The organism is Kocuria soli (assembly GCF_003797835.1).
GTDB classification, from domain to species: domain Bacteria; phylum Actinomycetota; class Actinomycetes; order Actinomycetales; family Micrococcaceae; genus Kocuria; species Kocuria soli.
Genome location: NZ_RKMF01000004.1, coordinates 1 through 23,555, shown reverse-complemented (window position 1 = coordinate 23,555; position 23,555 = coordinate 1). Strand labels below are relative to the sequence as shown.

Genomic DNA, 23,555 nt, shown 5'->3' with positions numbered 1-23,555 from the left:
TTTGAGCGACACGATCGCAGGCAGGTACACCCTCATCGACCCCATTGCCCGGGGCGGATCCGGAACGGTCTGGCGGGCCTGGGACCAGCGTCGTCGCAAACTGTGCGCCGCCAAGGTCCTCCGCCAGCGTGACTCGGCCGACCTCCTGCGCTTTGTGCGCGAACAGTCCGTCAAGCTCGAACACCCCCACGTGCTGGCCCCCTATGGCTGGGCCGCCGAGGACGAACACGTGGTCATCGCGATGGACCTGTGCGACGGCGGGACCCTGGAGACCGCGCTGCAGGACCACGGGGCATTGTCCGACGAGGTGGTCGAGGAAGTCATGCTGCAGTTGCTGCGTGCACTGCACTTCGTCCACGCGGAGGGCTGGATCCACCGGGACGTCAAACCCGCGAACCTGATGATGAATGCCACGGGGATGGGGCGACCGCTGGCGCGGCTTGCCGACTTCGGCATCGCCACGCAGGTCGAGGACGCACGACTGACCCGCATCGGCACCGTGGTGGGAACCCCCGGGTACATCGCCCCCGAACTGCTGGAAGGCGCCGACCCCGACCCCGCCCAGGACCTATTTGCCGCCGGGGTGGTCGCCATGCGCATGGTGCAGCCGAACCACGGCCGCGGCCAGAGCCCCACACCCGACATGGCACTCGCCGCCTTCGGGGAGGAGTCACTGCTCGGGGCGGAGATCGCAGCGCTGCTGGACCCCGACCCGGCAGTCCGTCACGACGGCGCCCTGGCGCTGCAGGAACGGCTGGCGGCCGAGTCAGAGGACCGACGGTTCGACCCCGCCCGTACCCGTGACGGGGAGGTCCTCGAGATCTTCCAGGCGCTGGACCCCCTCCCGACGGAATGGCAGGAGATCGTCGAAGGCAGCCGTCAGCCCCCCGAACAGCCGACCACCGGGGCCGTGACGGCCGCACGGAGCGGTGACGCCGGGGACTCGGGCGCGGCAAGCGCGGCAGCCAGTACGACGACGACCACCGGACCCGGTCTGGACGTGCCCAGTGGCGGTTGGGTCCGGACCAATTACGGGATGGTCTCCACACCACCGCCCGGGGGCGAACCGCTGGTCGGACCGGCAGCCGGCCCGGCGGGTGCCGCCTTGCACGGGATGCCTTCCGGGCTCACGGGTGAAGGGGATGTTGCCCCGGCCACGGCTCCACCCACGAGCGGACCGACCACGGGCTCGGTCGTGCAGGGGCCGCTGCCACAAGGGCAGGAGTCCCGCGCGACCTTGTTGGGCGGTGCCGTGGCGCAGGGATGGAACTCGCCGATGCCTGGCACCGCGTCACAGCCGCGGCCGGACCTGTCTCACCTGAGTGTGGACGACCCCACGGACACGTCCCTGGACGCCCCGCCGACGTATCTGCCGAACGCCGGACCGGTGCGGCACAGCGGCTATCCGAATACCGGAGCCACCTCCTCGGCGCAACCTTTCGTCCCGATGGGGCGGCCTGTGTCTCCCCCGGGGGCCCGACGCTCCGGACCCTTGGCTCGATTCGGCATCGCGGGTGCCGCCGGTTGGGTCCTGATCGGACTCTTGGCCCTTGTCCTGGTGACCGCTGTGGTCCTGGGTGTCATCCTGCTCAACGGGACGGGTGGGGAACCAGACCCCCCGCCCACGAACACTCCAGCACCGACCTCCACTCAGGAAACTCCGTTCACGGAGCAGACCGACGACAGTGACAACGGTGAAGCGACCATCGGTCCCGGATTCGGTGGGGAAGGCCCCGGGAGCATCGGCGGGTAGCAGGCAACAGCCCTCAGACCGCGGGCCGGCGCGCACCCCGACCAGAGACCGTTTTTTCAGGAAGTAGGCAGACACGGATGACCCAGTCCGGACCGCGCGGTGAGCGCTTGCACCAGGACATCGAACGTGCGGGGTTCTACCCGCAGTTGGTGCACGACGTGGTGGCAGAGGCACTCGACGGCACCGCACCGGATTCACACCTGGTGCAACTCGAGACCACGTTCGACCGGGACGAGATTCACCGACACATCACGGTCCTGGTCCTCGCGGGCCAGGTCCTGCACATCACGCACGTGGACGATCAGCAGTACGACGAGGCGGGACACGAAGTGGTGGCCCTGGTCTCGACCGAATCCGTAGCCGCCTCCGAGGTTCACTCTGTGACGCTGACCTACGCGTACTACAAGCCGCAGGAGTACCAGCCCGGTCATCCGATCAGCGAGGTCAACCTCTCCGTGGCCTGGACGGGGACCCGCAATCTGGACCTGCAACCGGCCGGTTGTGAGGACCCCCAATGCGAGGCCGACCACGGCTACACCGGTATGTCTGCCGTCCAGGACGTGGTCCTGCGCATCAGCGCCGAGGCCGACGGGACGGAAGCCGTCGAGGGTGCTCGCGAGTTCGCCCGGTGTCTGCGCCGAGCGGCGTTGAACCAGTCACCGATCCGCTGATGTCCGGTTCGCTTGAGTCACCGGAAGCGTCGTTGCCCCCGCCACCCCGCTACGGGGGAGGGGCGGTGGCCGACGTCCTCAGTTCTGCGGCGGGCGCGCTCGGGGTCCCCGGATATCGGGACGTCCTGGGTCTGCCGTCCGCGCAACGCTACGTCGTCGTGCTCGTCGACGGGCTGGGGCTGGAGCAGCTCCGGGCCCGTTCCGGGTATGCACCGTTGCTGCGCCGCGCACCGCTCACCGCGGAACTTGACGCGGCCTTCCCGACGACGACGGCGGCCTCCCTGGCGTGCCTGGGCACGGGACTGCCCGTCGGCGTGCACGGCTTGACGGGCTACGACTCCTACTCGCCGGAACTCGGCGAAGCCGTGAACATGCTGGGGAACTGGGATCCGCGCGTCGACCCGCTGGCCTGGCAGCCCGAGCCCACGGTGCTGGAGGCCGCGGAAGCAGCCGGAGTGGACGCCGTGACGGTGAGCCGCAAGAAGTTCCGTCGTTCCGCACTGACCGCTGCCGCCCTGCGGGGTGGCCGGTTCGTGGGGGCCGACACGACCCACGCCCGGGTACGCGCTGCACTGGAGAACTTGAAGCCGGGGCGTCGGGGTCTCATGTACTTCTACTGGGACGACTTGGACAAGACCGGTCACCAGCTCGGGTGGGAATCAGCGGAGTGGAACGAACACCTCGAGGAGCTCGACAGCACGCTGCGGCGGTTGATTGCGGGCGTACCACCGGAAACCACGGTCCTGCTGACGGCTGATCACGGCATGGTCGACGTCCCCGTTTCTGGACGAGTTGACGTCTCCTCTATCCCGGGGCTGTTGGACGGTGTGTCGACCACCGCGGGTGAGCCCCGCTGCCTCCAACTGCACGTGGGGCCGGCCACTGACAACGAGCAACGGCAGGAGACCCAGACTGCGCTCATGGCCGCGTGGCGCAAGGAATACGGGTCTGCGGTGCATGTGGCCACGCGTGAACAACTGCTGGCCGGTGGATGGTTCGGTGACCCCCGATCACTGCGCCCGGAGGTGCCCGCGCGCATCGGTGACGTCTTGGTGCTTCCGGCGCACGAGGACCTGGCCTTCCACGACCTCTCCCGGATCGGTCTGGGAACGCTCGGCACGGTGGGCCAGCACGGGGGACTGACTCGCCAGGAAGCGGTGGTCCCGCTCATGGACCTCACGGGAGCCTGAGACCTCCGACTCGGTTGGCCGTCCGTTCAAGCGGAGGGCCCGGGACCAAGCGGAGGGCCTGAGGCGAACCGGAGGACCTGGGGTCAACCGGTGGTGCCGTCCAGAGCCACGCCCGCATCCGCCGTGTCGGAGGTGACGGACGATGCCAGGCTGTCCGTCGCCGCACCCGGAACGGTCACATCCGTTCCCGTGCCTGTCCCGGTGTCCGGTACGGCCGGGTCGGCGGGGACTGCGGGGACTGCGGGGTCGGGGACCACCGGTTCCGCGGGGACGACCGGCTCGACCGCCGGGGCTTCCTCCACCGGGGCCTCTTCGACGGGGGCCTCTTCCATGGGCGGCACCTCCTCCACTGGCGGCACCGTCTCCACCGGGACCGGAACCTCTTCCGTCGGGACGGGTTCCACCGGAACCACCGGCTCCTCGGGGACGGGAGCGGGGGCCTCCTCCGTGGGGGTTTCGGACGGTGAGGATTCGGTGGGCGACGGCGACTCCGACGGGGAGGCGGTGCCCTCACGGACCGTTCCCGACGGCGACGCCGTCGGACTGGGGCTGGATCCCGCGGTTTCCCGGTCCCCGTCCGCGCCGCCCAGCAGGATCAGGTAGACCGCACCGGCCAGGACCAGGGCACCGACCGCCAGGAGCACCGCAGCCGCCACGGCTTTGCTGCGCCCGGAGATCGTCTCGCGCTCCGGCGCGGGTCGAGTGGACCGGGGGCGGTCCGTGGACGGCGTTTCGGGTGTGGGTGCCATGGCGGTGCAGAGTCCTTGGTCAACGAATCACGCCCGGTCGGCGAGCGCGAAGTCAGGGGGTCAGTTGTTCTCGTTCTTGGCGCCGAACACGATCTCGTCCCAACTCGGGACGGAGGAACGGGAGCGCTTGGCACCGGCTCGACCTCGCGGCCGGGGCCGCGGCGTCTTTTCCTGGGCCGGCTTCTCCGTCGGCGCCTGCTCCGTCGTTGCCTGCTCCGTCGTTGCCGGTTCCTCTGCCGGCTGATCCGCAGCGGAGTCCTCCGAGGACTCGTCGGAGCGAGCTTCGGTGGTGGCTTCGGCGGCACCCCTGAGCGGGGCCACGGTGGCCTCGTGCTGCTCGGTCCCGGCATCGGCCGCATCGTCGTTCGACGCCGGGGCAGAGGCGGTGGGCGCATCGGCGGAGTTGCCCAGCGGACGCGAATCGGTGTCGGTGATCTCGACGACGGGGGAGTCCGGCCTGTCCTGGTCGTCGGCGCGTCCCAGGTGGTGGATCGTGGCCCCCGCCGACTCCTCGGATGCATTGCCGTGCTCGGCCGTTGCTTCCGCTGTGTCCTCCTGGACCTCGGGTGTGGAGCCCTGGGTGGAGTCCGGCTCGGCATCCTGCGGGGCCTGCTGCGAGGACTGTTGCGCGCTGGTCTGGCCGGCGGGATGCGCGGGGTTGACGGGCCGGTCGAACAACGTCGAGTTCTGCGGCGCGGAGATCGGACGCGGATGACGGCTGACGTGACCCATGCTGCGGCCCAAGATTTCGGCCAACTGGTCATCCGATTCCGCGTCGTGTCCCAGTCGCTGACCCCGCCTCGCCTCCAGGACGTCCAGCAGCTCGTCCGTCTCCTGTGCCGAGGCCGCGTCACGAACGGCGCTCTGCTTCTGACCCCGGACCTGCGCTGCGGCACCGGGGCCATGATCCGCGGTCCCGGCGGTGGATCCGGTGGCGGAACCGTCAACGACGGAGGCGTCTGCGGCGTCGTTCGAGGGCTCCTCGTCCGGTGCTGCGTTGTCGGCCACGGGAGCCTCGTCGGGAGTGACTGACGCGGGCACCCGCGAGGACGGCGCGCCGAACAGGCTGTCACTGCCCGTCACCGCGGACTCGGCCTGCGGGGAGGCCGTGAGGCTGCTGGCCCACCCGTTGTCCGGGGTCACGGTCAGGCTCGCGGGGTTGAAGATCCACTGCGCCGAGGGTTCCTGGTCCACCAGATCGCGCGGGGCGGCATCGGGGTTGGCCACGCGGAACCGCGCGGAAACCTGCCACTGCTGGTCCGGACGCTGCCAGGCGTCCCAGTCCAAGGAGGTCGTGGCCACGCCGAGCTGGCCGGCGTGGGTCATGACGATCTGGGAAAGGCTCTGGGCCTCGCCGTCGAAGACGGAGCGGTAGGCCCCGGAACGAGACGTCCGGGCGACCACCTCGACCTTCTGGGCCTCGCGGGCGATGTGTGCCCGCTCGGCCAGGATGGGCCACTCGTAACGACGGACGCGGGCGGCTTCCCAACCCGACTCCTCGACGATCTCGTCCACCGTGGCTCCGGCGCGGAACCGTGCCTGGATGTCACGCGGCCCGAAGTCCCCGGCCTGAGTTCCCTGACGGCGAGGTGCCACCCGCCGGGCTCGCTGAACCGTGCCGCGCAGGTGCTGGTCGATGCGCAGCAGGTGGCGGCCACCGTCCGGGGTCTCGACCACCAGGTGCTCGCCGTCGTCGTGCACGCCCACAAGGCGCAGCTCGTCCATACTTCTCCAGCCTTCGCTACGGGTGTTTCGGTTGTCGAGTGCAGTCGAAAGGCCTGCCGTGGTCCGGGGCCCGTGTGGTCCCGAAGCACAGAGGGTGACCGGTCTGGGGGAAGTGGCACTCACTGTCGACTCCGCAGTCTAGTGCCCGGACAATCCATCTTTCCCCAAGACACCGTGCCCCCGGGACTGGGAGCGAGGGTCTGAAGGATGGATAATCAGTGTGCTGGAGAGTGAATCGGCTCACATCCGTGGGAACTCATTGCGTTCTGAGCGTACGTGGTTGGATTTTTGGGTCTCTTTGGTGAACAATCTCACCGACACGGGGCGCCGACGCCTCCGGGATCCCCCGCTCCACGGAGCCGAAGATCGCGCCCCGGTTCCACACACGGTTCTTAGCATGGATGGGAACGAGATGGCCACAGACTACGACGCACCGCGCAAGCAGGACGAAGAACTCAAGGAAGACTCCATCGAGGAGTTGAAGTCACGCCGCGGCGGTCAGCAGTCTGCGAGCGTGGACGAGGACGAGGCGGTTGCCGCCGAGAGCTTCGAGCTACCCGGTGCGGACCTCTCCCACGAGGAGCTCTCCGTCGTGGTGCTTCCCGCCCAGGAGGACGAGTTCACCTGTGGTTCCTGCTTCCTGGTGCGCCACCGCTCGCAGATCGCCGAGGAGCGCAACGGCCTCAAGATCTGCGTGGAATGCGCGGGCTGAAACCCCACACGTGCCAATGACTGAGGGCCCCACCGCCGGTGGGGCCCTCAGTCATTGGGACGGTCTTCGGGGCGGCCGTGTGTCCGCGCGATGCCCCGGCCGCGGATTCAGTCCGCGTTGAGTGCTTCCGCGAGTTCGCGGGGGTGCCGCGTGGAGGTCAGCCAGTAGGGGGTGGGGTCGACGGGGTCCACGATCTCGATCCGACAGATGGGCCCGACGGAGGCCGAGAAGTTCATGTAGGCCCGTGCATTGAGTTGGGGACCGCGTACGGCGCGAACCTCGTCAGGGTTGGTGAACGACTCAACGGTCCCCACGTACCGGCGCTCGATCCGAGCCCGTCCCACCTGGAGTTCTTCCGAGGTCACGACGATCCGCGGGGCGCGGGAGTAGGAGATCCCCGCCGTCGTCACGACGGCGAGAACGGCACCCAGGACGCCCAGCCACGGTGCGATGGGGTAGAGCGCAATGAGAACGGTCAGGCCGAAGCCGATGAACAGCAGCCACATCCACCACGCCGGGTTCAGGCGTTCCTGGTAGAGCACGGTGTTCTGGGCCTCCCGGTCGGTCGTGGGTGATGTCATGGGTCTCATGTTCTCACGCGCTGGCAGGTGCCCGTCGCCGGTTAGAGTGGGGCACTGTGTTCGACGACTACCAGAATCCCACCGAGGTCGCGCCCTCGCAGACCCGTACCGCCCCGGAGCGTCTTCCGTTGAAGGTCCGGAGGCTCGATCCCGGTCTGCCGCTGCCGGTCCACGCCCGCCCGGGAGACGCGGGGATGGACCTGCGAGCGCGTGAGGACGTGGTCCTGGAACCCGGGCAGCGGGCCCTGATCCCCACGGGCGTCGCCATCGCGATTCCGGAGGGCTGGGCCGGATTCGTGAATCCACGGTCCGGGCTGGCGGCCAAACACGGCATCACGGTGGTCAATGCGCCCGGAACGGTGGATGCTGGTTACCGGGGCGAAATCAAGGTGACGCTGTTGAACACGGATCCCACGCAGACTTTCGAGATCGCTCGCGGAGACCGAATCGCTCAGCTCGTGGTACAGCGGGTGGCGATGGTCGAGGTCCAGGAAGTGGAGGAACTGGACCAGACCGAACGCGGCGATCGCGGTTTCGGTTCCTCGGGCCGGGACTGACGGTAGGCAGAAGAGACGAGTAATGGTGTTTGGACGTAAGAAGAAGAACCAGACGGCGGAATCGGCCGAGTCCGTGGACGCCGTCGAGGTGGATTCCCAGGACCCGCGCGCGGACGGTCCGTGGGACGTCTCCGAGATCGACTCACGGGACGGTTACATCGACCTGGGCTCGATCTTGATCAAGCCCACCGAGGGGGTGGGCCTACGCCTCGAGGTCGACGAGAAGACCAAGCGTCCCCGGGCGGTGAACCTGGACGTCGCGGGCTCGACCGCCCAGATCCAAGCCTTCGCGGCCCCCAAGTCCAGTGGGTTGTGGGACGAGATCCGCAAAGACCTCAAGGACTCCCTGGCGCGTAACAACGGCGCCCCGGAGTCGGTCGAAGGCACCTTCGGGACGGAGCTGCGCGCACGGTTCCCGGCGAAGACCTCGGACGGAACCGACGGCTACCGACCGGCACGGTTCGTCGGCATCGACGGGCCGCGGTGGTTCCTGCGTACGGTCATCTCCGGCGCGGCCGCAATCGACGTCGCGGCTTCGAAGACTTTTGACGAGATCATCCGCGGGATCGTCGTGGTCCGCGGCAACGATCCGATGCCCCCGCGGGACCTGCTCCCGCTCACAGTTCCCGACGGGGCCCACCGGGCCTCGGGATCACGGGCCACCCGCCGCGCAGCCTTGCGCAACTCGGGCCAGTCGGCTGACGCCTCGGCTCGGGTACGTGCCGCCGGCAAGGAAGCGGCCGCGCGCCAGACCGCTGAGCAGAACGGTGGATCGGGTGCGCTCCAGCCTCCCGAGCGCGGGCCCGAGGTGACGGAGATCCGATGAGCGACTCCTCCTCGCCGTGCACGGCCTCCATGGCCTCCGTGCTGACCAACACCATCCCCGAGGTGGCGCCGGCGCACGTCGGCCAGGCCGACCTCGATGCCGACCGGTCCGCGACCCGGCGCAAGGTACGCGCCACCGGGGCCGTGGTGGAGGTGGGCATCGCTCCCGTTCACGACACCGCCGAGTTCTCCGCCCTCCTCATTGCCCAGGATCCGGAATGCCCCTCGGTGGAGGGCAAGCCCGTGCGCCTGGTGTGGCAGGGGCAGCGTGAGGTTCCCGGCGTGGCGGTCGGGGTGTACCTGGACTGCGTGGGGCTGCTGTGCCACCGCGGCCCGGACGCCACGATCTTCAACCCGCGCTACGAGATCGTGGCCAAGAAGGTCCGCCGATGACGGGCGCCCTGCCTCCCGGAACACCGGAGGGCGAACCCCGGGAGGACCCGGGCACCGAGTCGCGCATCGAGTCGGCCGACGACGCCGGATCGCGCGATTCCCATGCGGTGCGTTCGGCCATGACTTCCTACGCGCAACGCTCGGGGATGCGCCGCAACGCCAACGGCCAGCTGGACGTCCTGCACGCCATCGGTGGATGGCGTGGACTCACCGAGGCCCTCCTGCCCGGTGCGATCTTCCTGACCGTTTTCGTGCTCGCCGGTGACCTGGGCACCGCGTTGATCGGTGCGCTGGCGGTGGCCGGCGCGTTCACCGTGATTCGGCTCGTTCAGCGGCAGACGCTCGTCCAGGCGGTCTCCGGCCTGATCGGAGTGGCGATCTGCGCCTACTTCGCGGCCAAGAGCGGAGAGGCCAAGGACTACTACGTCCCGGGCTTCTACATCAATGTGGTCTATGGTTTGGGCTTCCTGGCCTCCGTGCTGGTCCGGTGGCCGCTGCTGGGACTGATCTTCGGATACATCCGTGGTGAGGGCACGGCCTGGCGGGAGGTCCCGGTGCGCCTCAAGGCCTATCGGCTGGCCACGATGTTCATCGTTCTGATGTTCGCGCTGCGGCTGGCGGTCCAGCTGCCCCTGTACTTCTCGGACCAGGTGTCCGCGCTGGGGATCACCCGTCTGGTGATGGGCGCCCCGTTGTACGCGATGGCCCTGTGGCTCGCCTGGATGGTGTCCCGCCCGGAAGCCGTCAAGACCCCGGAGGACGAACCAGAACAGGGTGCGTCGGATCAGCGTAAGGACCAGGGTCAGCGCGCGAACAAGCGGTGAAGTCGGCCTTCGCCGTCGCCCGTGGCAAGGAAGAACAGTTCGTCCTCCGCTTCGATCACGTCGTCGTCGGTGGGGGCGATCGGTAGCCCGTCCCGCAGGATGGCGACCAGGGTGGCCTCCTGCGGCCAGGGGACCTCGCCCACGGTTGTGGCCACCAGGTCGTGTTCGCGGGGCACGGTGAAGGCGTTCAGGGTCGCCCGGTCGGACTGAAGGTTCAGCAGCCGCACGACCCCGCCGATCTCCACGGCCTCCTCGACCAGGGCGGTGATCAGTCGCGGCGTGGACACCGCGACGTCCACGCCCCAGGCCTGGTCGAACATCCACTCGTTCTTGGGGTTGTTGACCCGCCCGACCGTGCGCGGCACGCCGAACTCCGAGCGCGCCATGAGGGAGACGACCAGGTTGACCTTGTCGTCGCCGGTGGCTGCCACGATGACGTCCATCTGTTCGAGTTGCGCTTCCCGCAACACCATGGGATCGCAGGCGTCACCGACGATCCAGTGGTTGTTCCGAAGATCCGCACGACCGATGGCATCCGGTTTCTCGTCGATGACGACGACCTGGTGCCCGTGGCCGCACAACTCGCGGACGATCGAGGACCCGACGGACCCTGCCCCTACGACGGCTACCTTCACGCTTCCTCGCTCCCGTCGGAGTCCTCGTCCAGCCGCAAGGACTGTGCCAATTCCTTGATCTGCGCCGTGGGCGGTTGAGCCAGGACCCGGGCCACGTCTTCGATGTCCTCGATGCGCATCATGGCGTGCACGACGTCGCCCTTCTGGTAACTGGTCGAGGGCCCCGGGAGGATGCCTTCGCCGAAGCGGGTCACGAAGGCGATTCGAACCCCCGTGGCCTCCTGGATCGCGTCAAGATGCAGGCCGGACCAGGAATCGTCCAGGGAGAGCTCGCCCAGCTGGAGCCGCCCGGAGGCCTCCCTCCAGTCCCCGGCAATGCTCTGCTCCGGCAGCATGCGCCGCAGCACCTGGTCGGCGGACCACCGGACCGCAGCCACCGTGGGGATGCCGAGCCGTTGGTAGAACTCGGCGCGGGCGGGGTCGTAGATCCGGGCCACCACGCGTTCCACGCCGAATGTCTCGCGGGCCACCCGGGCCGCCAAGATGTTCGTGTTGTCGCCGCTGGAGACGGCCGCGAAGGCGTACGCGGTCTCGATCCCGGCGCGGCGCAGGACGTCTCGGTCGAACCCGTGCCCGGTGACCTTCTTCCCCTGGAACCCGCTGCGCAGCCGACGGAGGGAGCGGTCGTCCTGATCGACGACGGCCACCGAGTGCCCGGAGTCCTCCAGTGCGTGGGCGAGCATGACGCCCACGCGTCCTGCACCCATGATCACGAAATGCGGCATGCAGTCAGGGTACTGCCCTCCCCGGCCACCACCGCGCACCCTCGATGAGCCCTGGACGGTGCGGTGGGGCTAGCCTGGTCCGGTGAGTATTCTGCGAGCCGTACGCACCACGCTGGTGGGGCGCCCGTTGCACAACGAGCGTTTCGCCGAGACGGCTCTACCCAAACGCACCGCGTTGCCCGTGTTCTCCGCGGATTCTCTGTCCTCCGTGGCCTACGCACCGGATGAGATCGTGTTGACCCTGGCCCTGGCCGGCATCTCGGCCGTTGCGCTGTCACCGTGGGTGGGGCTGGCCGTGGTCCTGGTGACGGCGGTCGTCGTCGCGGCCTACCGGCAGAATCTTCGGGCTTACCCCTCCGGCGGTGGGGACTTCGAGATCGCCTCCAAGAACCTGGGCCGCAAGGCGGGGGTGGTCGTCGGTTCGGCGCTCATGGTGGACTTCACCCTGGTGGTCGCAGTGTCGATGTCCGCTGCCGCCCAGTACCTGGCGGCGGCATTCACCTCGCTCATCGATCACCGGACCGAGGTGGCCCTGGTCGGTGTCCTGCTGGCCGGTCTGTTGAATCTCCGCGGCCAACAGTTCATGGGACGCGCTGCCGTGGTGCCCACGTACTTGTTCGTCATCGTCATGTTCGTGTTGATCGGTGTGGGCGTGGTCGAGTCCGTCACGGGCGGGTTGACCCCTGCGCCGTCGTCGAGCTGGGACGTGCTCCCGACCGCTGACCAGCAGACCGCCTGGAGCACCCTGGCCATGGTCATGCTGATTCTCCGTGCGTTCTCCTCGGGCGCGGTGTCCGTGACCGGCGTGGAGTCCGTGGCCGGCTCCGTGCAGTACTTCAAGAAGCCCAAGGGGCGCAACGCCGGGACCGTCCTGACGATCATGGGCGCGATCTCCTGCGTGCTGCTCATGGGGACCATCTACCTGGCCCAGCGTACCGGCGCCGTCGTGGTCCTGGACCCCGCCGCGCAACTGCGGATCGACGGTCGTGCGCCCACCGAGGACTTCTACCAGAACCCGTTGCTGGGGCAACTGGCGCGGTCGGTCTTCGGCCTGGACACGCCGATGTTCTACGTGGTGATCCTGGCAACTGTCCTGGTGCTCGTGTTCGCAGCGTCCACGGCATTCTCGGGATTCCCGGCTCTCGGCTCGCGTTTGGCCCGCGACTCCTTCCTCCCCAGGCAGCTCAAGGCACGCGGTGACCGTTTCGCCTTCACCAACGGGATCATCGCGCTCCTGGTGGCCGCCGCGCTCCTGGTGGTGTTGTTCCGGGCCAACGTCAACGGTCTGGTGCAGCTCTACGTGGTCGGGGTCTTCACGTCCTTCACCCTCACGCAGGCCGGCATGGTGCGGCACTGGAGGCGGCAGCGCCGCTACGTCCACGAACCCGCAGCCCGACGGCGGCTGATCGGCACCACGGTCCTCGCCCACGTCGCCTTCGTGCTGAGTGCCACCGTGTTGGTCATCGTGCTCGTGACCAAGTTCGCCCAGGGCGCGTGGATCACAGTTGTGGCCATGTGCCTGCTGGGCGGGCTCATGCTCGCGATTCGGCGGCACTACGACTTCGTGGACCGGGATCTCAAGCTGGAACGCAATTCCTCGGCGCGGGCACTGCCCTCCCGGGTCCACGCCATGATCATCGTGCCCTCGGTCCGGAAACCCGCGATGCGTGCCCTGGCCTACGCCCGTGCCTCGCGCCCATCCACCCTGGAGGCGATCGTGGTGGACGTGTCCCCGGCGATCACCACGCGCATCCTCGACGAATGGCGCAGGCTGGAGATCCCGGTACCCGTCACGGTGCTCGATGCCCCGTACCGCAACTCCGTGCAGCCGGTGATCGACCACCTGCATCGCGTCCGCCGTCGTTCCCCCCGCGACCTGGTGGTCGTGTACCTGCCCGAATACGTGGTGGGGACCTGGTGGGAGCGGATACTGCACAACCAGTCGACCCGGGCCCTGGCAGGCCGACTGCGCTTCGAGCCGGGGGTCATGATCGCCTCCGTCCCTTGGCGGGTCGACTCGGGTGATCCCGCCCAGACCTCCTCGGCGGGCTCCGGGCTCCAAGACCCATCTTCCGAGCGGACGGAGACCAGGTGAACCACAGTCATGACCGGCCGGAGGAATCCAAGGTCGTCCTCCAACCGCACGACTGGGCCCACGGAGGGCACACCGTGGCGCGTACGCCGGAGGGCAGGGTCGTGTTCGTCCGCCACGCCGACGTGGGGGAGACCGTGCGTGTACGGCTGACGGAAAGCGACGAGAACGCCAAGTTGTGGCGCGGGGACGTCGTCGAGGTCCTGGAGGCTTCCCCCGATCGACGCGACCGTCACCCCTGGGAGCCCGCCGATGCACTGCGCGCGGCTGCCCTCGGGCGCCGGCCCGTCGGAGGGGCAGAATTCGGGCACCTGGGCCTGGAGCGGCAGCGGGAGATCAAGACCGGCGTTCTCCGGGATCTGTTGGGCGGGATCGGCAAGTTCGGTCCGCAGGAACTCGACCAACTCGCTCCCCGTGTGGAAGCGCTGCCGGGGGAGGACCCGGATGGTCTCGGTTGGCGGACCCGCGCGCACTTCGCGGTCGACGACGACGGCGCGGTGGGTATGCACCCGCACCGCAGCGAAGACCTCGTGCCGGTCGAGGGCTTCCCGCTCATGGTTCCGGTGCTGGAACGTCTCGAGTTGCACCGGGTGAACCTGACGGGCGTGGCCCGAGTGGATCTGGCCGCCCCCGACGGCGGGAGGACCCAGCAGCCGCCGCAGCTGATCCTCACCCCGCGGTCCGACTCGGCCCGCGGAACGGTCACGTCCTCGGCCCACGGTGCCGAAGCCCGGGACGCACTGATCGCGCGTCTGGAGCGGGACTTGCTGCCCCACCTGGACCGGGTCGGCCCCGGAACCTCCGTGGTCCTCGGCCCGCCCGAGGGCCGAGCGGGTGAACACACCGTTGTCGCCGGGCAGGGGCACGTCGTCGAACACGTCGATCACCACGCCTGGCGGGTTTCGGCTGGAGGGTTCTGGCAGATCCACAGACTGGCTCCCGGGCATCTTCTCGAGGCGGTGCTGCGTGCCGCGCAGCCGCGAGAAGGCCAGTTCGCTCTCGACCTCTACTCGGGGGCGGGACTGTTCACGGCTGCCCTGGCCGAGGCCGTGGGGGCGCGCGGGACCACGACCGGCGCCGTCGTCGGTGTGGAAGGCTCGCCGGTGACCAGCGCGGACGCGGTCCTGACCTTCGGGGACGACGACCACGTGGAGGTCGTGCGTGGGGGAGTCGAACAGGTCCTGGCGCGCCGCTGGCCGGGGACCGTCCGGTCCCGTGGACGCCGCGGCTCCGGCGGGCGCCACGGGCGGGCGCGAACCCGGCCAGCTGCGGGATCCGCCGTGGCCGACGGTTCGCGTCGACCCGACGTCGTCGTGCTGGACCCGCCCCGGGTCGGCGCAGGCAAAGCCGTCGTGGACGCGATCCACGCTCTGGGTCCGGAACGGGTCGTGTACGTGTCGTGCGATCCGGCCACGCTGGCCCGTGACCTCGCCCGGTTCCGCCACCACGGGTGGGCCGTCGAGTCGATGCGGGCGTTCGATCTCTACCCCAACACCCACCACCTGGAATCGCTGGTGACCCTGACCCGGTGAACCCGCCTGGCCTGCCGGAGGCCTGTCAAGTATTCGCGGAACGGCCGGGAGCGCCTCGGAAAGAACGGCCGGTAATGACCGGTGGACGCTCCCCTTGACAATTTGTCGTCAAACGGGGCTTCGCGGCGGCGTCACGGAGTGAACAGGTGTCTCAAAGCGGTATATTGGGGCGCGACTGCCGGGACGTCGACGTCGCCCAGCCGGTGCCCAGTACCGGTCCAGATGCGGCCCATGACGTCCGCGGTACAGCACAACCGTGGCGAGAGGAGTTCCGGGCAATATGAGCACCGTGGACAGTTTCGGAGCAAAAGGCGTTCTCGACGTCAATGGCACCGAGTATGAGATTTACCGTCTGAACGTGTTGGAAGGAGCGAAGAAGCTCCCGTACAGCCTCAAGGTTCTCTTGGAAAACCTGCTGCGCACCGAGGACGGCGCGAACATCACCCAGGCGCACATCGACGCCCTGGCGAACTGGGACGCATCGGCCCAGCCCAACACGGAGATCCAGTTCACCCCGGCCCGTGTGATCATGCAGGACTTCACCGGTGTGCCCTGTGTCGTGGACCTGGCCACCATGCGTGAGGCCGTTGCCGACCTCGGCGGCGATCCCACCCGGGTCAACCCGCTGGCACCCGCCGAGCTGGTCATCGACCACTCCGTGCAGATCGACTCCTTCGGCAACTCGCAGGCCATCGAGCGCAACATGGACATCGAGTACCAGCGCAACGGCGAGCGGTACCAGTTCCTGCGTTGGGGCCAGACCGCGTTCGACGACTTCAAGGTCGTCCCCCCGGGGATGGGCATCGTGCACCAGGTCAACATCGAGAACCTGGCCCGCGTGGTGATGACCCGTGAGGTCGACGGCGTGAACCGCGCCTACCCGGACACCTGCGTGGGTACCGACTCGCACACCACCATGGAGAACGGCATCGGCGTTCTCGGCTGGGGCGTGGGCGGCATCGAGGCCGAGGCAGCCATGCTCGGCCAGCCGATTTCCATGCTCATCCCGCGTGTCGTGGGCTTCAAGCTCACCGGCGCGATCCCCTCGGGTGCCACCGCGACCGACGTCGTGCTGACCATCACCGAGATGCTGCGCGCCCACGGCGTGGTCGGCAAGTTCGTGGAGTTCTACGGCGAGGGCGTCGGCGCCGTCCCGCTGGCCAACCGCGCCACGATCGGCAACATGAGCCCCGAGTTCGGTTCGACCGCCGCGATTTTCCCGATCGACGACGTGACCCTGGACTACCTGCGCCTGACCGGCCGTTCCGCCGAGCAGGTCGCCCTGGTGGAGGCCTACGCCAAGGAACAGGGCCTGTGGCACGACCCGTCGCGCGAGATCGAGTTCTCCGAGTACATGGAGCTCGACCTCTCCACTGTGGTTCCGTCCATCTCCGGCCCCAAGCGTCCGCAGGACCGCATCGAGCTGTCCAAGTCCAAGGAGCAGTTCGAGAAGGACGTCGCCAACTACCAGTCTTCCAAGGGCACGAACTCCGCGGCCGTGGCCACCGCCGACGGGCGTGAGTTCGAGCTTGAGACCGGTGCGGTGTCGATCGCTTCGATCACCTCCTGCACCAACACCTCCAACCCGTCCGTGATGATGGCCGCCGCCGTGCTGGCCCGCAACGCGGTGGAAAAGGGCCTCAAGGCCAAGCCGTGGGTCAAGACCTCGATCGCACCGGGCTCCAAGGTGGTCACCGACTACTACGAGAAGTCCGGTCTGGTTCCCGCGCTGCAGGAGCTCGGCTTCTACATCGTGGGCTACGGCTGCACCACCTGCATCGGCAACTCGGGTCCGCTCGAGGACGAGATCTCCCAGGCCATCCAGGACAACGACCTGGCCGTGACCTCGGTGCTCTCCGGCAACCGTAACTTCGAGGGCCGCATCAACCCGGACGTCAAGATGAACTACCTGGCGTCCCCGCCGTTGGTGGTCGCCTACGCACTGGCCGGCAACATGGACTTCGACTTCGAGTCCGACGCGCTGGGCCAGGACGCCGAGGGCAACGACGTGTTCCTCAAGGACATCTGGCCGGACCCGGCCGAGGTCCAGAAGATCATCGACGCCTCGATCGACACCGAGATGTTCACCAAGGAATACGGGACGATCTTCGACGGTGACGAGCGCTGGCAGAACCTGGACACGCCCACCGGCAAGGTCTTCGAGTGGGACGAGAACTCGACCTACGTGCGCAAGCCACCGTACTTCGAGGGCATGACCATGGAGACCACCCCGGTCTCCGACGTCGAAGGCGCCCGCGTTCTGCTCAAGCTGGGGGACTCGGTCACCACCGACCACATCTCCCCGGCCGGGTCGTTCAAGTCCGACACTCCCGCGGGCAAGTACCTGATCGAGAACGGTGTGGAGCGCAAGGACTTCAACTCCTACGGCTCGCGCCGTGGCAACCACGAGGTCATGATTCGCGGCACGTTCGCCAACATCCGGATCAAGAACCAGCTCCTGGACGGTGTGGAGGGCGGCTTCACCCGCGACTTCACCCAGGACGGCGGCCCGCAGGCCTACGTCTACGACGCCGCCCAGAACTACCAGGCCGCAGGCACCCCGCTGGTTGTCCTGGCGGGCAAGGAGTACGGTTCCGGGTCCTCGCGTGACTGGGCCGCCAAGGGCACCGCACTGCTCGGCATCAAGGCCGTGATAGCCGAGTCCTACGAGCGCATTCACCGCTCCAACCTGATCGGCATGGGCGTGCTGCCGCTGCAGTTCCCCGCCGGTGAGTCGGCCGATTCGCTGAACCTGGACGGCACGGAGACCTTCTCGATCTCCGGGGTGACCGCTCTCAATGAGGGCCAGACCCCCAAGACCGTCAAGGTGGTTGCCACCAAGGAAGACGGCTCCACCGTGGAGTTCGACGCGGACGTCCGCATCGACACCCCGGGTGAGGCCGACTACTACCGCAACGGCGGCATCCTGCAGTACGTGCTGCGCCAGATCGCGTCCAACTGATCTGATCTGATCGGCTGCCTGGTTGGGCCCGCTTCCGTCTTCGACGGGGCGGGCCCTTCCCGTGCCAAACCGGCGTCGGAGCATTCGAATGTCGGTGGGCGCGGATAGTCTGAAACCAACCACTCAGTAGCAAGTACAGCGCGTGAGCGCCCAGGAGAGAACTGCATTATGGTCCCCACCACCAAAGAGGCTCAGCGTGCTGAGCTGCACAAGACCATCTGGCGAATCGCGAACGACCTTCGGGGCAGCGTTGATGGCTGGGACTTCAAGTCCTATGTGTTGGGCATGCTGTTCTACAGGTTCATCTCCGAGAACTTGACCGCCTACATCAACAAGGGAGAGCATGACGCCGGGGATGAGTCCTTCGACTACACGCGAATGCCCGACTCGGAGGCGGGATTGGCTCTCCAGGACATCGTCGCGGAGAAGGGTTTCTTTATCCTGCCGTCCGATCTTTTCTCCAACGTTCGGGAGCGTGCGGCGTGGGATGAGAACCTGAACGAGACCCTTGAGCGTGCGTTCAAGAACATTGAAGCCTCTGCGATCGGGACTGAGAGCGAGGACGACTTCAAGGGTTTGTTCGATGACCTGGACGTGAACAGTAACAAGCTCGGATCCACGGTGGCCAAGCGGAACCAGAAGCTGGTGAAGCTGCTCGACGCGATCGGCGACTTGCCGTTGGGGCGCTGGGAGGACAACTCGATCGACCTGTTCGGTGACGCTTACGAGTACCTCATGCAGATGTACGCCGCGAACGCCGGTAAGTCCGGCGGCGAGTACTACACGCCGCAGGAAGTTTCTGAGCTGCTGGCGCGCATCACGGTGGTCGGCAAGAAACAGGTCAACAAGGTCTACGATCCCGCCGTTGGATCGGGATCCCTGCTGTTGAAATTCAACAAGGTGCTCGACAGGGGCAACGTTCGTCAGGGTTTCTACGGTCAGGAGATCAATCTGACCACGTACAACCTCGCGCGGATCAACATGCTCCTGCACAACGTAAACTACTCCGACTTCAACCTCGCCCATGGCGACACACTGATCGACCCCCAGCACTGGGACGACGAGCCGTTCGAGGCGATCGTCTCCAACCCGCCCTACTCGATCAAGTGGGAAGGCGATGCCAACCCGCTGCTGATTAACGACGAGCGGTTTGCCCCGGCCGGGGTTCTCGCTCCCAAGTCAAAAGCTGACTTGGCCTTCACCATGCACATGCTCAGCTGGCTGGCCGTCAATGGTACGGCGGCGATCGTTGAGTTCCCCGGTGTGTTGTATCGCGGGGGAGCGGAGAAAAAGATCCGCCAGTACCTGATCGACAACAACTACGTTGACGCCGTCATCCAGCTTCCGCCAGACCTGTTCTTCGGGACCACGATTGCCACGTGCATCCTTGTGCTGAAAAAGTCGAAGAAGACCAGCGATGTGTTGTTCATCGACGCGTCGGCTGAGTTCAAGCGCATTGGCAACAAGAACAAGTTACTGGATGAGCACCGAGGGCGGATTCTTGAGGCGTTCACGACGCGTGACCCCGAGGACTACTTCACAGCACTCGTGAGCAACGAGGACATCGCCGCAAACGATTACAACATCGCGGTCTCGTCCTATGTAGAGGCCGAGGACACTCGCGAAGAAATTGACATCACGGAGCTAAACTCCGAGATCGCGGGCATCGTGGCGCGCCAGGCCGAGCTGCGCACGGCGATCGACGAGATCGTGGCGGATCTGGAAGGTACGCGGTCATGACGGATATGCCCAACTGGGAAGGCTTCATGATCCCGACGCTGCGAGTCATGAGCGATGGCGCGGTACGGCATTGGCGCGAGTTTCAGCCGATGACCGCTGACGAAGTCGGACTGACGGATGGACAGCGCCGCGAGATGCTCCCCTCCGGAAGTGGGGAGAGGTATAAGAACCGCATCGGTTGGGGCGTCTCGTTTCTGACGAACGTTGGTGCGCTGACGCGTCCGAAGCGAGGTCATTATCAGATCACTGATGCCGGTAAGCAGCTGATCGAGCTGTTTCCGAACGGTGCCAAGGAACGTGACATCAAGGCCCTCGGTGCGGACCCCAGTTCGCCGATCCGCGAGTACGTGGCTTCCACGGACCGCAAGACGGTTGAGTCTGAAACGACCAACCCGGTCAAAGAATCGTCAATGACTCCAACTGAGCAGGTGCAAAGTGGCGTCGCACGTATCCATGAAGAGATCGCTATCGAGCTACTCAAGCGGCTGCAGGACAAAGACCCAGGCTTTTTTGAGCAGGCAGTTGTCGATCTCCTGCTGGCCATGGGCTACGGCGGCACCACCGGAGCCGGTAACGTCACACAGCTCAGCAACGACGGCGGCATTGATGGCGTGATTGACCAGGACGTCCTAGGTCTCAACCGCGTCTACATCCAGGCCAAGCGGTACAAAGGCGAGAACACCGTGGGGCGTCCAGATTTGCAGGCGTTTGTCGGGGCGCTCAGCGGCAAGGCGGACAGCGGCGTCTTCATCACGACCAGCCGGTTCTCTGACGGAGCGCGCTTGTATGCGGAGAACGTGCCAACACGCATCATCCTGATCGACGGTGCACGACTCACCGGACTCATGATCCGCTACGGCGTGGGCGTGCAGGCGAAAGAGACTTACAAGGTTGTCGAGATCGACGAGGATTTCTTCGCATGAGCCGCATCGATGAACTAATCCAGGACCTTTGCCCGGATGGGGTCGAATTCAAGCCCTTGGGGGAGTTGCTTGACTACGAGCAACCCGCCAAATACCTGGTCTCATCCGCGCGCTACGATGACTCTCATAAAACGCCGGTACTGACTGCTGGACAGAAATTCATTCTCGGCTATACGGATGAGACTGAAGGAATATATTCGGCATCATCGGTAGATCCGGTCGTAATATTTGATGACTTCACGACGGCATTTAAGTGGGTTGAATTCAGGTTCAAGGTGAAGTCATCTGCCATGAAGATGCTTAGTTGTCGTTTAGGCGCTGGGGTGAGCCTTCGTTTTGTGTGGTATGCAATGCAAACCATTGCGTACCGACCGCAGGACCATGCTCGACAGTGGATCGGTACCTACTCGAAATTCAGAATCCCTGTACCCCCTCTCGATGTGCAGCGGGAAATCGTGCGAATATTGGATCAGTTCACTCAGCTGGAGGCGGAGCTGGAGGCGGAGCTGGAGGCTCGACGCCGCCAGTACGACCACTACCGTCACGAAGCATTCAGTTTCTCGCCTGATGCGGGTATCAGGTGGTCAACTTTAGGGGCGATCAGCTCTCATGTTTCGTCAGGCGGAACGCCGTCATCTGGTCGAGACGACTACTATGGCGGCGGTATACCGTGGGTGCGTACTCAAGAAGTCGACTTCGGATACATCACCTCGACCGGAAGGAGCATCACCGACGCGGGTCTCGCGAACTCGTCCGCAAAGTGGATTCCAGCGAACTGCGTGATAGTGGCAATGTACGGTGCTACAGCGGCAAAAGTGGCAATCAACTCCATTCCGGTCACGACGAACCAGGCCTGCTGCAATCTAGACATTGATCCGAATCAGGCAGACTTCCGTTTCGTATTCCATTGGATCTCGCGCGAGTACGGGCGCTTGAAGTCGCTCGGTGAGGGCTCTCAGTCCAATCTGAATTCCAAGAAGGTCAAGGAATACCGAGTGCCGGTTCCATCGCTTGAGGACCAGCGACGGATCGTGGCACTTCTCGACAACTTCGACACCCTGGTCAACGACCTCAGCATCGGTATCCCTGCCGAACTTGCGGCTCGACGCCGCCAGTATGAGCATTACCGGGACCGGCTCTTGACCTTCAAGGAGTTGGCGGCATGAGTGATGGGCAGGCACGCAAGTACGACCCAATCGCGGTTTCTTCCGAGAGCACGGTCGTTACCGAATACATTCCGGACGAGCCGAAGGCTGAGGCGTACCAGTCGGAAGCAGCACTCGAGCGGGAGATGATCCGCCTGCTGGAGTCGCAGGCATACGAGTATCTGCCGGTCAGGTCCGAGGCACAGCTGGTTGCAAACCTGCGGTCGCAGCTGGAGGCGCTGAACCACCTCACCTTCTCCGACGCAGAGTGGGCGTCGTTCTTCACCACCAAGATCGCTGGCCAGAACGACGGCATCGTCGAGAAGACCGTGCGTGTCCAGGAAGACCACGTCCAGATCTTGAAACGTGACGACGGCTCGACCAAGAACGTCTCGCTGATCGATAAGACGAACATCCACAACAATCGTCTGCAGGTGATCAACCAGTACGAGATCGATAGAGACGAGGGCGGCGCGAACCACGCCAACCGCTATGACCTCACCGTGCTGGTGAACGGTCTGCCGATGGTGCACATTGAGCTGAAGCGTCGCGGCGTTGACATCCGTGAGGCGTTCAACCAAATCCGCCGGTACCAGCGCGACAGCTTCTGGGCTGGGTCCGGCTTGTTCGAGTACGTGCAGCTGTTCGTGATCAGCAACGGGACGCTGACCAAGTACTACTCCAACAGCACCCGCTCGAAACATCTCAAGGAAGCGCAGAAGGCGTCCAGCGCTGGCCGGGGCAAGAAATCGAGCAACTCGTTCGAGTTCACCAGCTGGTGGGCTGACGCGTCCAACAAGCCGGTCACCGAGCTGACGGCGTTTGTTCGGACGTTCTTCGCGAAGCACGCTCTGCTGAACATCCTCACGAAGTATTGCGTGCTCACCGCCGACCGCGATCTACTGGTCATGCGTCCATACCAGATCGTGGCCACTGAGCGGATCCTGCAAAAGATCGCCGTCTCCACCAACTACCGCGCCCTCGGCACGGTCGCCGCCGGGGGCTACGTTTGGCACACCACGGGCTCGGGCAAAACACTCACCTCTTTCAAGTCGGCGCAGCTTGCTTCCAGGCTCCCGAGCGTCGACAAGGTCCTATTCGTCGTCGATCGCAAGGACCTCGACTACCAGACGATGCGCGAGTACGACCGGTTCGAGAAGGGCGCGGCCAACTCGAACGCGTCCACGGCGATCCTGAAGAAGCAGCTTGAGGACCCGGGCGCTCGGATCATCATCACCACGATTCAGAAGCTGTCCACGTTCATCAAGGCCAACAAGGGCCACGCGGTGTTTTCCGGGCACGCCGTGATCATCTTCGACGAGTGCCACCGGTCCCAGTTCGGCGACATGCACACCGACATCACGCGGGCATTCAAGAAGTACAACTTGTTCGGCTTCACCGGGACGCCGATTTTCGCGGCGAATGCTGGTAAGGGCGGTAACCCGCAGCTGCGCACGACCGAGCAGGCCTTCGGCGACAAACTGCACACGTACACGATCGTCGACGCGATCACCGACAAGAATGTGCTTCCGTTCCGGATCGATTACGTCAATACGGTGAAGGTCGGTAACCCCGACGACGTACAGGTTTCAGCGATCGACTCGGAGAAGGCCCTGCTGGATCCGCGCCGTATCAGGCCGATCGTGCAGTACACCCTGGAGCACTTCGACCAGAAGACCAAACGCACCGCTAGCTGTACTTCCCCGGCAGGTTGTGAACACGCGGGGTAGATGAAGGCCTCCGGGCAAGATGTGGGTTACCACACTCAACATCTTCACCACGGAGGCCTTCGTGACTCACGCTAACGCACCTTTGACGCCC

At 66.0% G+C, this 23,555-nt stretch carries 20 protein-coding genes; 15 read left to right on the top strand and 5 right to left on the bottom strand.

The features are described 5' to 3' along the window. The first annotated feature begins 1 nt into the window (after position 1). The 3 genes from EDL96_RS03990 (at position 2) to EDL96_RS03980 (ending at position 3,614) form a co-directional block, all read left to right on the top strand. A complete protein-coding gene (locus EDL96_RS03990) occupies positions 2-1,753 on the top strand; it encodes a serine/threonine protein kinase (RefSeq protein WP_123824534.1) in 1,752 nt (583 codons plus the stop codon). A 77-nt stretch (positions 1,754-1,830) separates the two neighbouring features. After that, positions 1,831-2,424 (top strand): DUF5998 family protein, encoded by a 594-nt coding sequence (locus EDL96_RS03985; RefSeq protein WP_123824533.1) that lies wholly within the window; start codon positions 1,831-1,833, stop codon positions 2,422-2,424. Further along, positions 2,424-3,614, top strand: coding sequence for an alkaline phosphatase family protein (locus EDL96_RS03980; protein ID WP_123824532.1), 1,191 nt, complete (start codon positions 2,424-2,426; stop codon positions 3,612-3,614). The genes EDL96_RS03985 and EDL96_RS03980 overlap by 1 nt, the downstream gene beginning before the upstream one ends. Before the next feature lie 83 nt (positions 3,615-3,697). On the opposite strand, the gene EDL96_RS03975 is transcribed toward EDL96_RS03980, so the two are convergent. Then, the gene (locus EDL96_RS03975; RefSeq protein ID WP_123824531.1) at positions 3,698-4,363 is read right to left on the bottom strand and encodes a hypothetical protein; all 666 of its coding nucleotides are present in this window, start codon (positions 4,361-4,363) and stop codon (positions 3,698-3,700) included. Positions 4,364-4,423: 60 nt separating this feature from the next. Next, entirely contained in the window at positions 4,424-6,088 is a 1,665-nt protein-coding gene (sepH, locus tag EDL96_RS03970) for a septation protein SepH (protein WP_123824530.1), read from the bottom strand. A gap of 412 nt (positions 6,089-6,500) precedes the next feature. On the opposite strand from sepH, the gene EDL96_RS03965 reads away from it, so the two are divergent. Then, on the top strand, positions 6,501-6,800 hold the full coding sequence (locus EDL96_RS03965) for a DUF4193 domain-containing protein (RefSeq protein ID WP_123824529.1): 300 nt from the start codon (positions 6,501-6,503) through the stop codon (positions 6,798-6,800). 107 nt (positions 6,801-6,907) lie between these two features. On the opposite strand, the gene EDL96_RS03960 is transcribed toward EDL96_RS03965, so the two are convergent. Then, entirely contained in the window at positions 6,908-7,381 is a 474-nt protein-coding gene (locus EDL96_RS03960) for a DUF3093 domain-containing protein (RefSeq protein ID WP_123824528.1), read from the bottom strand. A 56-nt stretch (positions 7,382-7,437) separates the two neighbouring features. On the opposite strand from EDL96_RS03960, the gene dut reads away from it, so the two are divergent. From dut to EDL96_RS03940, 4 genes are read left to right on the top strand one after another with little or no spacing between them, the layout of a single operon-like run. Further along, complete coding sequence (gene dut / locus EDL96_RS03955) at positions 7,438-7,938, top strand: dUTP diphosphatase (protein WP_407656902.1); 501 nt, start codon at positions 7,438-7,440, stop codon at positions 7,936-7,938. A 22-nt stretch (positions 7,939-7,960) separates the two neighbouring features. After that, the gene (locus tag EDL96_RS03950; RefSeq protein ID WP_123824526.1) at positions 7,961-8,764 is read left to right on the top strand and encodes a DUF3710 domain-containing protein; all 804 of its coding nucleotides are present in this window, start codon (positions 7,961-7,963) and stop codon (positions 8,762-8,764) included. Further along, positions 8,761-9,156, top strand: coding sequence for a hypothetical protein (locus EDL96_RS03945; protein ID WP_233568671.1), 396 nt, complete (start codon positions 8,761-8,763; stop codon positions 9,154-9,156). Before EDL96_RS03950 ends, EDL96_RS03945 begins: the two co-directional genes overlap by 4 nt. After that, positions 9,153-9,980, top strand: coding sequence for a DUF3159 domain-containing protein (locus EDL96_RS03940; protein ID WP_123824525.1), 828 nt, complete (start codon positions 9,153-9,155; stop codon positions 9,978-9,980). Before EDL96_RS03945 ends, EDL96_RS03940 begins: the two co-directional genes overlap by 4 nt. Here the strand turns inward: EDL96_RS03940 and EDL96_RS03935 are convergent. Together EDL96_RS03935 and EDL96_RS03930 are read right to left on the bottom strand one after the other, a co-directional pair. Beyond that, complete coding sequence (locus tag EDL96_RS03935; RefSeq protein ID WP_123824524.1) at positions 9,959-10,615, bottom strand: potassium channel family protein; 657 nt, start codon at positions 10,613-10,615, stop codon at positions 9,959-9,961. The genes EDL96_RS03940 and EDL96_RS03935 overlap by 22 nt on opposite strands. Further along, complete coding sequence (locus tag EDL96_RS03930) at positions 10,612-11,340, bottom strand: potassium channel family protein (protein ID WP_123824523.1); 729 nt, start codon at positions 11,338-11,340, stop codon at positions 10,612-10,614. The genes EDL96_RS03935 and EDL96_RS03930 overlap by 4 nt, the downstream gene beginning before the upstream one ends. 82 nt (positions 11,341-11,422) lie before the next feature. Here EDL96_RS03930 and EDL96_RS03925 point away from each other — a divergent pair, with 82 nt between their 5' ends. The 7 genes from EDL96_RS03925 to EDL96_RS03895 all read left to right on the top strand — a co-directional run bounded on the left by EDL96_RS03925 (position 11,423) and on the right by EDL96_RS03895 (position 23,464). Next, positions 11,423-13,435 carry an APC family permease gene (locus EDL96_RS03925; protein ID WP_199732531.1) on the top strand — a complete coding sequence of 671 codons (2,013 nt, stop codon included), beginning with the start codon at positions 11,423-11,425 and terminating at the stop codon, positions 13,433-13,435. Continuing rightward, positions 13,432-14,964 (top strand): class I SAM-dependent RNA methyltransferase, encoded by a 1,533-nt coding sequence (locus EDL96_RS03920; protein ID WP_123824522.1) that lies wholly within the window; start codon positions 13,432-13,434, stop codon positions 14,962-14,964. The genes EDL96_RS03925 and EDL96_RS03920 overlap by 4 nt, the downstream gene beginning before the upstream one ends. A 280-nt stretch (positions 14,965-15,244) precedes the next feature. Continuing rightward, positions 15,245-17,926: an aconitate hydratase AcnA gene (gene acnA / locus EDL96_RS03915; protein ID WP_123824521.1), complete on the top strand. Its 2,682-nt coding sequence runs from the start codon at positions 15,245-15,247 to the stop codon at positions 17,924-17,926. 168 nt (positions 17,927-18,094) lie between these two features. Further along, the gene (locus EDL96_RS03910; RefSeq protein WP_123824520.1) at positions 18,095-19,666 is read left to right on the top strand and encodes a type I restriction-modification system subunit M; all 1,572 of its coding nucleotides are present in this window, start codon (positions 18,095-18,097) and stop codon (positions 19,664-19,666) included. Next, positions 19,663-20,589: a restriction endonuclease gene (locus tag EDL96_RS03905; RefSeq protein ID WP_123824519.1), complete on the top strand. Its 927-nt coding sequence runs from the start codon at positions 19,663-19,665 to the stop codon at positions 20,587-20,589. The genes EDL96_RS03910 and EDL96_RS03905 overlap by 4 nt, the downstream gene beginning before the upstream one ends. After that, positions 20,586-21,755 carry a restriction endonuclease subunit S gene (locus EDL96_RS03900; RefSeq protein ID WP_123824518.1) on the top strand — a complete coding sequence of 390 codons (1,170 nt, stop codon included), beginning with the start codon at positions 20,586-20,588 and terminating at the stop codon, positions 21,753-21,755. Before EDL96_RS03905 ends, EDL96_RS03900 begins: the two co-directional genes overlap by 4 nt. After that, on the top strand, positions 21,752-23,464 hold the full coding sequence (locus EDL96_RS03895) for a type I restriction endonuclease subunit R (protein WP_407656901.1): 1,713 nt from the start codon (positions 21,752-21,754) through the stop codon (positions 23,462-23,464). Before EDL96_RS03900 ends, EDL96_RS03895 begins: the two co-directional genes overlap by 4 nt. Positions 23,465-23,555 lie beyond the last annotated feature (91 nt).